The sequence below is a fragment of the Arcicella sp. GW458-12-2-14-TSB2 genome, from assembly GCF_059423785.1.
This window is the reverse complement of the sequence record NZ_JBWKYN010000187.1, coordinates 1-11762: the sequence shown is the minus strand read 5'-3', so window position 1 is coordinate 11762 and position 11762 is coordinate 1. Positions and strand designations below refer to the sequence as shown.

Sequence of the window (11762 nt, the reverse complement as noted above, 5' to 3'; positions counted from 1 at the left end):
ATTTAACAGGAATTGAAAATGAAGTTGATTTGTTTTTTAGAAAAAATATAGATATTTACATAGAAAATTTATTACACAATGGGTTAATTTATTTTGAAAAAGAAGTTATTGATAAATCTGATTTGGATAGATATGAATATCTATTAAACAATGATTATAAATATATACATGATAAACTTATAAATGAAATAAGCGTGTTAGCAGAAAAAACAGATTTTAAGTTTGAAATACAAATAAGAAAAAGTAGCTTTAAATTTACAGAATTAGGCAAAATGTTCATAGAAGCTTGCATTATAGAATAAATATTGAATTGAAATTTATTTTAAAAGAACTAGGATTAATTAGGTCTAGATAACATTCAAATAAACATAGTCAGTTTTAATGTTAAGAGCAAAAACTCCAGTATTCTAAGAGATTATCCTTAGAATACTGGAGTTTTTATTATTCAACTGAACCCTACCCAATATTATCAATATCAAAAGGTAAAGTTCTTATTCTTTTGCCTGTTAAATTATAGATTGCATTGCAAAGTGCAGGAGCAAAAGGCGGTAAACCTGGTTCGCCTACACCACCCGGCGCTTCTTCGTTATCAATAATATGAACTTCTGTTTTAGGCATTTCACTAAACCTCAAAACATTGTATTGATGGAAATTGCTTTGTTCAGCCATACCATCTTTGAATGTAATACCGTTTTTGATAGCAGCAGTCAATCCCATCACGATATTCCCGTCAGTTTGTGCTTTTATATTATCAGGGTTTACCGTCATACCGCAGTCGATTACCGAAACTACTTTGTCTATTTTAACGCCCTTACCATTCTTAGATACCGTTACAGCATGTGCGACAATAGTGCCAAAAGAGCGAGCAATGGCAATACCTATCGCTTGGTTTTCTGGAAGTTTCTGGTGATAATTTGCTTTTTTCGCTAAGGTTTGTAATACTCTACTGAACCTTGTAGCATCTGCCAACATATCCAAACGGAAAGCCAATGGGTCTATATTAGCAGCATGAGCTAACTCGTCAATAAAAGATTCTTGTCCGAAAGCAGTAGTAGAAGAATATACCGAACGCCACCAAAGAATAGGAATGTCTGTTTCTGCTAAATGGAAACTAGCTTTTCTATTGGTAAAATCATAAGGACTATCTTCGGTATTAGCTGTTTCAATCGCCCAATCATCTGGCGCATTTTTCAATGGATTGCCAAATACTTGGTGCTGAATAGAGCTACCTACAATTTTATGATTCATTGCCACAACATTACCTTTTGCATCTAAGCCACCTTGCATTGCTGAAAGCATACCGGGACGGAATGGTCCTTGTGTAGTATCGTCTTCACGTGTCCAAATTACTTTTACAGGAGCTTTGATTTGTTTTGACAAATTAGCTGCTTCCATTACGTAATCAAAATAGGCTTTTCTACCAAAAGCACCGCCCATAAAAGGCACATTCACTTTTACATTTTCGGGCTTGATATTCAAATATTGAGCTAATTGCGGAATCAATCCATCTGGCCCTTGAATGGGTGCCCAAACTTCTACTTTATCGCCTTGTACCCACACCGTAGCATTTTCGGGTTCTAGTGGCGCATGAGCTAAGAATGGTGTTTCGTACTGAGCTTCAATCTTTTTATTGGCTCCTTCAAAACCTTTGTTAAAGTCGCCGACTTTTTCTTTTTTATACTCCTGCCCTTCAGTTTTGGCTAAAGTACGTAAGTTTTCAAAGTATGCATCGGTTGAAATTTTATCTGAACCCTGAGCATCCCAAGTGATTTTCAATGCTCTTCGTCCTTTCAATGCTCCCCAATAGGTATCAGCAATGACGGCTACCGTTTCTACGACTTTGTGTGGCATCTTACGTTCTGATTTCAGCACGTGTTTTACGCCTTTTACCTTCATGGCTGCCGAACTATCAAAGCTTACAACTTTGCCATGAATAGTTGGTGAGCGTTCGATGCTGGCAAACAACATTCCTGGAATATCAGAATCTATCCCGAAAATAGCCGTTCCATTTACCTTTGAAGGAATCTCGGGACGAGGTACTGATTTCCCCAATAGCTTAAAATCGTTTGGACTCTTTAGTTTTGGGTTTTTAGGCACTTCTAATTTAGAAGCCTCTTCTACCAATTCACCATACGTATACGATTTACCTGAGGGTTTATGAAACACCTTGCCTGCTTGGGCATAACATTCTGTAGTAGGCACTTGCCATTTTTTACTAGCGGCCGTAATCAACATTTCTTTTACCGCAGCTCCTGCCTTACGCATTGGTAGCCAACGTGTGCGAACTGAAGACGACCCGCCTGAAAGTTGAGCACCATATTTCCCTTGTCCGTCGGTATTTCTAATTTCTACTTGGTCTAAGGTTACTTCCAATTCTTCGGCAATCAATAATGGAAGCGCTTGGTAAGTACCTTGTCCCATATCAGGGCGTGCATTGAAAAGAATAATCTTACCATCATCATTAATCAAAATGTATGGATCTAATTCTATTCCTAATGCAGCGGTAGTAGTATCAATTTTGTGAAGGCTTTCTGCTTTTCCAATAGATGAAAAAGAGAAACCTATCGCCAAGATAGTACTGGCTTTTATGAAGTCTCTACGTGAGTTATTCTGTGTCATGTTCGTGTGGTTTAAAGATTACTTACCTGTAGAGTTTGTTCCTTCGTGCATCAATTCAGCTGCCCTATGGATGGCCTTACGAATACGCGGATATGTACCACAACGACAAATGTTTCCAGACATAGCATCATCTATTTCTGAATCTGTGGGATTACTTTTTTCTTTTAATAACGCCACAGCCGACATAATTTGCCCTGACTGACAGTAACCACATTGTGGCACTTGTTCTTCAATCCATGCTTTCTGAACAGCACTGTCAGTATTTGCTGAAATGCCTTCGATAGTCGTTATTTTGTTGGTCGCCTTTACTGTTGAAATTGGCGTTGAACAAGAACGAATAGGCTGACCGTCTAGGTGGACAGTGCAGGCACCACAAAGTGCCATGCCACAACCAAATTTAGTACCTTTCAATCCTACATAATCGCGAATAACCCACAAAAGGGGAGTGTCGGCATCAGCATCTACATTATACTTTTTGCCGTTTACTAATAGATTATACTTTGCCATATTTTTAATTTATTGAATCGGAGATGAGCAAATAGCTTTAAGCCGTGAGCTTTGAGCAATGAACATTCTCTCTATTTTGTATTTAATCTTACTAAATAATGCTTGATATTTTAAAGCTTTAATGCTGAGAATTTTACTTTATCCCAAAAACAGCTTATAATTCATTGCTGATTGCTCAAAGCTCATTGCTCATAGCTCACAGCTTTCAAGCTATTCAACCCCATAAGCCATTATCTTATTTTTCAAGAAAGTGGGGATGATTAATAGTTTTTTGCTTGGGATATATTCAAAATCTGCCGTATTTACTTTTGCATCAACAAAGTCGAGTAATAATTGTGTTTTTCCTTCTGTGTTGATATGCCAAACTTTTCCTCTCCATTCAGATGCAAAATATCCTTTTTTGCCATCTGTTAAAATACCATCAATACCGCCCATTCCTTCAGCAATTGTTGAAAATTGTTGTGACTGTAAATCATAAGCCAATATTTTACCATCACCATTGCCGGCAATCAACTTACCATTTTCAAAGAATAATCCATTGGGACTTTTCAATGGTGCTCCTTCTACTACTTTTACAATCTGACCTTTATCTAATTTCCAAAGTCTATCCGAACGCATATCCGTGAAATAAACGATTTTGTTTTTCGTATCTACCCCAATATCGTTCAAGAATTTAGCATCTGGCACATCGTATTTGTTCAATACTTTTCCAGACTTAGCATCGATTTCTACCAATTTAAAAATCTCAGTGACATACAGTTTGCCATCCAAAAAGCCCAAGCCTTTAGTCGATTGTAAGTTTTCAGTAAATTTCTGTTGCGTAACCTTTCCATTCAAATCTACTTTGGCAATATAACTGTTTGAGTTAGTAGCGGCTGGGCCACCGTTGATACAAGAAACAAACACTGTTTTTGATTTAGGCTCAAACAAGATAGACTCAGGCGTAAGCAAGCTCGTAGTATCGCTTTCCCATAACTTTTTAAGCGTTACCTGTGAAAACGAAGAATTTATGGATAATACAAAAACGAAAAGTAAACTTAAACGGACTATATTTTTCATGTTTTGACGATTTAAAAATTAGAGATAATGAATGTTCTTAGATAATATAAAAATAGTACTTTAAAATGATTTACTTGTCTGTTTTTAGATGATTGCTAATAAATATTTGCTAAACAGGATTAATACAGGTAAAAAGCCCTTTGACTATCTCATTGAAAAAGTATAGAAGAGTCATTTTCTCTTAATTCGATGTTTTTAACTTCTGGGAACACCCCTCTGTCGAGTTTCTCATTATTAAACAAGATAGATGAATTTGCATTGTTTGATGTAACGGTATATTGTTTCATGAAAGTAGCTAAACTATTATTATGAGTTTTGGCGAAATATCCTTGAAAACGCATCTTCTCGTCAAATTCCTGTTTATTTGCTATAAGTGCTACTCGTTTCCATTTTTTACCAAAATAAAAAAATAAGACATCCCCCTCACAACATTCTAAATCGAAGCTATTATGATGATGAACAAAATAGCTTCTATTGGCACTACAACCAGCTTTAAATATAATTACATCATAATCAGTTTCGTTTTTTATGGAAACCATTTGCGGATTATTCTTTTCCTGAGTATCGGTATATTCTTCAAGGTTGCCTATATTTAGATTCGAAACTAAATCTTGCCCATTTATGAGATTTTCAATTTCTTCCCCTTTTTTTAACTCATGTTTAAATAATAACTTTTGATACTCTTGAATTTGCAGGATATAGTACGAATTAGCGGGTATTTTAATTTTAGTATCCTGTTGTTTTTCTTCATAACTATTTGGAACTTGAAAAGTTTGAGAGGGAGCATTATAGCTACTACTACTGCTTGAAGAATGATCTGAGCATGAATTTATTCGTGCTATATTCACCAAAACAACAATCACCCAATATATCCAATTATAACTTTTGTCAGTCTTGTTTTCATTATGATAATTATCTGAATATATCTGATGGTTTTTTGAAATAACCTCTTTGATTGAATCATCACAAATGGTTTGATTTAATTGTGAGCTAATTTCATAAGTCCATTCTCTATCTTTACGTTGTATTGCTACTGTGTATTCGATGATGATGTAGCAGTATTTATTCCGTATCTCTTCAAAATAAGGCGGTAAATTATTCAAAAAGTCTGTCCATGTTGGGGAAGTAATGAAATCGAATGCCTCTTTGTTAGCCCTGAGGTTTGGAGACTTTATGGCTTCATCGATGTCTTCTATTATTTGTATAATCTCAAGATAGAGATAGTCATACACAGCATAGCTATATTTTTCATCAAAAGTATTTAGTAAATCAAATACTGCTTCATGTTTTTCAAAAAGCCTTTTTCTGAAATTCAGTTTAACATATTCAAGTGCGGCTTCTTGGATAGTATTTTGAAGCCAATCATTTGAAGGGTAATCCTGCAATAAATAATTTAACGAATCCGCAGGAAAAATGAATGTTGTAGGGTTTTCTAACCAATCTAAAATAGGTTTACGCTTGAAAATTTCTTTTTGAAGCGATAAATTATCTACTTCCTTGAGTTGGTCAATTATTTTCAATACTTCATCTTTCGTATAAGATTTATCATTTATCTTGATACTAATGTCTGTACTTAAACTAAATTCTGCTAATATTTTCTTCCTTAGTCTGTTTATATCTTCAACTACAAGCTCATCGGGTTCAATATTTAAACTGTCAAGTATGTGGAGTGGTGATTGATATGGCATAGTTGTTAAAAAGTGATTGAGGTATTTATCTTACTAAGTAGTTATTAGTAAATAGTGATTGGTGAACGGTTCGCTATTTTTTTGTCGTGTCAAGTATCTAATTGGCAGTTATTTACAATGAATGACGAATATTGCTTTAATGGATATTGATTACTATGTTTCATTAATTGTCAACCAAGTCCAGTCCCTTTAATTTTGGTTTCTAATATCTCAGAATTTTTAACCAAGCCTGCAAGTACCATTAATACATTTCTTAAATCTATATAATCTTGCCTTTCAAGGGCTTTTTCACCACGATTGATTTCTTTTTTTGCAGTACCATAATCGGTATATTCCTCAGGGGATAATGATGCGTAAATATGGTAAAAATGCACAAGTAAAGTAGGAGTATATAAAATAATATTATTTACTAATCTTAAGGTTTTTTGATAATGCCCCTCTATTAAATAATAATTATTACTACGCATAATTCTTATTTCATCTTCTTTTAATTTAGTAGCATCAACTTGATATTTTTGGGGTATATCATCTATGTTTTGCAACCATGCTTGCAAGGTCTCCATCAAATCATAATATTGCTCTTTGATTTGAAAGATTCTATTGTTTACAGTACCATTGGTATAGAGTTCTTTTGCTAGTTTTCTTTTTGCTTCATATAGCTGATATTTTTCATCCGTATAAAAATCTGCCTTCAATGTTTTTGCTTGTACATACAAATCCCTCGCTTGTTCCACTTTATCTTGCAGATGAGCAGCCAATTCAAATTCCTCATTTTTTACAGCTTTACTTAAATCTAGTTCAAGTTGCCCTCTCAACTCATGAATTTCGTCTCTGAGTTTTGCAATACTCACATATCTTTTTGTTGGACTGAATACTTCTTCAAATTGTTGGTCTGTCATACTTAAATGCGTACTGATAGATATATCACGCGACTCGCTCATCTCTATTTTTATCTCCACATCCGACCCTTTCACTAAATCACTTACCAATTTTTCAGCCTTTATTTCAATCACACCAATTACTTTATTCGTACTTGGGTGTTGATTGGCGTCGCCTTCCATCAAATTAATGATTAAGGAATCATCAGAACCCTTTTTTATCGTACGACTAATTTCTCGGTAAATCGTTTTAGTAAGTGGCAGAATACTATTTCTAGTAAAAATTACCTGACATTTTGTTGAGTTATTATTCAAATCATCAATCTCAATACAAATGTCCTCTGGTAATGGCTGCCCGTATAAATTAAACAATCCTTGAGAGATATTAATCTCGTCAACTACTACTTCAATCGGGTTATTTGTTTGGTCAAAAACTTTTATTTGAAATGAATTGATACAGTTAGGTAACAGTAAAACAAACTCTCCAAACTTAGGTGTGAGTTTTTTTATCCCTGAATCAAAGCCACCATCATTACGCGTAATTCGATAAAACAAACCTTCTTTAAAATTAGTAACGCTTGCTGTAATATACTCTTCGTGGTCCTTAGTCGTAGCTGTATAGCCTGTTTGTATCGTTATATTATCAAAAGACTCTTGCTCAATGACAGTTACTTTTTTTTCGACGCTTGGTTTATTCCCAGCAAAATAAGCAGCACCCACTACTACGGCCGTTGTCGGGTCAGCATTTCTGTTTACTTTGATGTTCATTTTTTCAGCAATGGTCTCGTAGATGTAGGGAATATAAGTGCTACCACCTATCATAATAATTTCCTCTATATCTGAAGCTAATAGATGATTCCTGTCTAAAATTACTTCTAACATCAATAACGTAGCATCAACTTTATTGCTGATTACACCATTCAGTTCTTCTCTACTAATAGTGATGTAAATATCCTCTTCAATCCCATCTGGAGAAGTATAGGCAAATTCAATTTCAGTGCTTAGTCGCGAACTTAGTTCTTTTTTAGCTTCTTCGGCTTTTAATAAAAGTACATGATAAAGCTTCTCATAGATACTATTCTTTGTTTGTATATAATCTATTAGTCCTGTGTTTCCTGTTTGGGCTACTAGTTTAGGAATAATAACATTCATTACTAAACTATGATCAAAATCGACGCCTCCTAAATAATTATCTCCCTGATGGTCAAGCACACGTAGCTCGCTATTATCTATTCCTACCAAGGCAACATCAAATGTTCCGCCTCCTAAATCATAAACCAACCATTTGCCTGTTTCTTTTTCAGACGCACGGTATTTATTGAAAAATGCTAAAGAAGCGGCAATAGGCTCTTGTAGCAGTACTACTTCTTTAAACCCTGCTTCATAACCTGCCTGTTTAGTAGCATTGCTCTGTATGGTATCAAAACTTGCAGGAATAGTAATGACAACAGCGTTTGGGATTTCACCATTATGAATGAAATTCTTTAATTCTTTTAATACTAAAGCAGATAGCTCGATGGGTGACTTGTTATCGCTAAGCGAAGGAATATAATAGTTTTCATCTGTACCCATTTTACGTTTAAAACTCGTAAAAACATTTAAAGAGTCTTTCAAAAGCCATTCTCTAGCTTTTTCTCCAATAATAGTCCTTTCGCCACGGAAAGCTACACAACTTGGAAGGGTTTCTTTTAAGCCGATAGGGTTTTTATAAACTTCAACATTAGCTCCTGTAAAACGAGCAATCAAAGAGTTTGTAGTACCTAAATCTATTCCAAAATTAATTGTTTGCATGGGTAAATTTTAATGTATAATTTCTTACTTGTGTGTTCTATTTTATTGAAAATCAATGGTCTATGTAAACGAAGGCGGTGCGTAAATAAAAGCACATACATCAGGATGCTAAACCGTATTAATGACAGTTCACAACGCTTACTTAACTCTCAACGATGACGATGCCCCTTTGAAGAATTTTGCCATCTTGCATAACGATAGGCTTGATTACCTCCGTGATTCGCATATTCTCAGAAGGCTCTCCTGTTAAACTCGCTTCAATATCAGTTCTGGTATCAGTATATTTTTCACCTTCTGGAGAATGGTAAGTAATATCCATTTCAATAAGGGCTTGTCGGATTCGTTGAAGATGACGAGAATAAAGCGAGGAATGAGAAGCTTTTTCTGTTTTTTTTTCTAGGGTATGAAGTTGATTAGCAATTTCGATTAACTGTTTCATTGGCAAAAATGATATAGATTATGAATGTTTGCTAAAGTTATAGTAAGTTATGATATAATCAGAAGATGCTTATATTTTATTTATTATTTGAAGCAAAAGTGCATAAAACTACAGGACAAAAAAAAACGAAAGCACCTAACATCCAAATAAGAGGATAAGTGCTTTCGCTAGCAAAAAACTGTTGACTATTATCACCAATCAGGGGTGACACCACCACGAACCCTTGAATTAAGCGATACCCTGATGCCAACCATCGTATTATTAAAACTTGTGAATTCCTTATTAGGTATTCCACGATTGTTGTAGGCAAAAACGGCTTCTACTCTTAAAATCCTCAAGATGCCATCTACTCCATATCCTACTTCAATATTATGAATATTGTTGTTAGCGGTATAAAGGTAGTTGGCAAAAAGGTCTTCACGGATGCCTTTGTTGCGTATCAGGGTCGATTGTGTCAAAGCAAATTTTCTAAGACCAAACATCGTCATGATGTCGATATATGAACCATTGGTAGAAAAATAAAATGGGTCAATCAATTTTTTACTTACGCCCCAAATATAGTTATCATAAAAACCCACCAAACGATGTGTAGTGAGGGCTTCACCAATCGCAATTGTATTATTGTTACCATTAAAGTGTTTGTAGTCAGCAAAAGTCATTTTCTTGGCACTTAAAAAAGTACCCGCCTGCGCGATATAATTGAAATTTGTATTGATACTCAACGGGAAATTGTGTGCAATACCTAGCTCAATCGTATGGAAATCCATTTCACTGCCAAACAATTTAGGAATAGCACCACGGTATTTGAAGGTAATCAATGGCGACGAAGAAAAATCTACATAACGAATATTATTACGATATTGCTTTTTCAACGTAGGGCGATAGTTTATCTGAAAATTAGCTAAGAAGGCATCATTATTCTGAAACTTTGTATCAGGTAATTCCTGACTTTTAGGAAAGTTCGGAGAGTATGCATCTCCACCATAATTAATCCAATAGTAGTTTGTCGTATTTTCTAAAGGATAACGCTTTGCCCATTCTAAAGACGTTTTAATGCCTAAAGTATTAGAAAAACGGTCGCTGAATGAAATATTGACAAAGTCTTTTTCATAGATTTTAACAAAGTTCTTTTTAAGAATAAGCGTCGATAACGAGTTTAAATCCAGGGCTACTGGCGTATCCACATTGTATTGAGAGATAAACTTTCCGCCTGAGATACTTATTTCTTCTTTCTGCGTTTTCCAACGGAGCTTTAACATACCCATCGAACGATTCTGAGTAACTGAATATCGCCAAGTAGGGTCAATCTCAAACCAATCATATCGGTTTCGTCTGAAACGAAACAAAGCACCCGTATTAAATACAAAGCCTTCTACTGTATTGAAGTTGAAATCTAAGACAGGAGATTTGTAATAGATTTCGTAAGGGTAGAACCCACGTTTGGTATCTCCCCAAAAATACGAACGGCTAAACAATACACTACCAATGCCAAATTTTTGATTGGCTTGTCGGTAAGTTGAAAACTCGTCGGGCTGTAGTGGAAGCGAGTTTTTGTTGTGTGAATTAATGGGTAAATTCGGCGAGAAGACCTGAAAGTCGGTATTCGTTTTTAAGTCAGTCCAAATGTTATCGCTTTGTCGTTCGGCATTGTGTACAATTTCAACTTTATCATAACGCTTTAAACCAGAGGCAATGTTGGCATCGCTCCATTGGTTTTTTAGGTTGGTGCCCAAAGCCGACATTACTTGCTTGAACTGTTGAACTTCAAAATTACGTTCCTGCACGTTCACTATTTCGCTGAATTCGCTTTCGTCAGGACGAATTAAATCGGGAATGATTTTATGGGCAATGTCCTGATAATTCCAGACTTTGGCCATGTAAGTATAGTCACCCTCAAAGCCCATCAAAGCTCCCGTAGCAACAATCTTATATTGTTGAGGAACCCACTGGGTATTAAAAAGGGCATAATTGATGGTGATATGATAAGTAATATTGTAGTTTTTAACAGTTAAGTCTAAATCTTGTAGATAAAAATCCCCGTCCGTTAAAGATATTATACCACTAAATACTTTTTCATCATTGTTGTGTTTAGGCGTAACTTTGATGTTATAAACTTTTAGGTTATTAATAATTTTAGTATCTACCAATTCAAAATCGTAATATTGGAAAGCCTTTGGCGAGAGCGGAGAAATAGCACCTGTGCCTAAAGTAGCTTTATAGAAATTCGGGTTTACATATTTGTCAGGACGCGCCTCTGCATGATAATTATTTCTCAACGCTTTGTGTTGAAAATAATAAGTATTATTACTACTAACATAGAATTTAGCAAAAGACTCAGATTGGTAAACGAGCTTTTCTGCTACACCTTCTTTAGCAAGTAAAGGCTCCCAAATATTTGGGATTGTATTCCATTTTGCTGAATTTTGGATAAATACTTCTGCTTCGTAATTCACAAAAGATTTGTCGTGAACTGACGCAAGTTTGATAGCCTTTTGAATGATTTGAGTTACATCCAAGCTTTGGGCAGTATCATTTTTTTGAAAAGCGTATATATTATATAAATGGAAAATCAAGAATATAAATAAAGCACTTGTTTTTTTTGGGAACATATTTCTTATTTTGTTTCATCATCTAGCATAAGTTAAAAGAAGCTTTAGAGAGATAGGAAACGGAATTTAAAAGTTCAAAATCAAATAAAAAATTATTGGAGCAGAATATCTTAAATACTTTTTAGAAAAGGTAGAACACCAAATTTACTAACAAACTTTGGTAGAATTATTT

The 11762-nt window shown here is 34.8% G+C and carries 8 protein-coding genes; 1 reads left to right on the top strand and 7 read right to left on the bottom strand.

The annotated features are described in order from the left end of the window. Positions 1-302 (top strand): Abi-alpha family protein (locus AC07XN_RS20475; protein ID WP_494744390.1); only part of this gene is annotated, 302 nt, incomplete at its 5' end. Positions 303-456: 154 nt separating this feature from the next. Here the strand turns inward: AC07XN_RS20475 and AC07XN_RS20470 are convergent. From AC07XN_RS20470 to AC07XN_RS20440, 7 genes are all read right to left on the bottom strand, one after another. Beyond that, entirely contained in the window at positions 457-2619 is a 2163-nt protein-coding gene (locus AC07XN_RS20470) for a xanthine dehydrogenase family protein molybdopterin-binding subunit (RefSeq protein ID WP_494744389.1), read from the bottom strand. An 18-nt stretch (positions 2620-2637) separates the two neighbouring features. Next, complete coding sequence (locus AC07XN_RS20465; RefSeq protein ID WP_309919329.1) at positions 2638-3126, bottom strand: (2Fe-2S)-binding protein; 489 nt, start codon at positions 3124-3126, stop codon at positions 2638-2640. Positions 3127-3336: 210 nt separating this feature from the next. After that, positions 3337-4185: an SMP-30/gluconolactonase/LRE family protein gene (locus tag AC07XN_RS20460; protein ID WP_494744388.1), complete on the bottom strand. Its 849-nt coding sequence runs from the start codon at positions 4183-4185 to the stop codon at positions 3337-3339. Between the two features lie 149 nt (positions 4186-4334). After that, positions 4335-5873 (bottom strand): hypothetical protein, encoded by a 1539-nt coding sequence (locus AC07XN_RS20455; RefSeq protein ID WP_494744387.1) that lies wholly within the window; start codon positions 5871-5873, stop codon positions 4335-4337. A 170-nt stretch (positions 5874-6043) separates the two neighbouring features. Beyond that, positions 6044-8542, bottom strand: a complete 2499-nt coding sequence (locus AC07XN_RS20450; RefSeq protein ID WP_494744386.1) for an Hsp70 family protein — start codon at positions 8540-8542, stop codon at positions 6044-6046. Between the two features lie 142 nt (positions 8543-8684). Further along, the gene (locus AC07XN_RS20445; RefSeq protein WP_494744385.1) at positions 8685-8981 is read right to left on the bottom strand and encodes a hypothetical protein; all 297 of its coding nucleotides are present in this window, start codon (positions 8979-8981) and stop codon (positions 8685-8687) included. A 191-nt stretch (positions 8982-9172) separates the two neighbouring features. After that, complete coding sequence (locus tag AC07XN_RS20440; protein WP_494744384.1) at positions 9173-11590, bottom strand: DUF5686 family protein; 2418 nt, start codon at positions 11588-11590, stop codon at positions 9173-9175. Positions 11591-11762 lie beyond the last annotated feature (172 nt).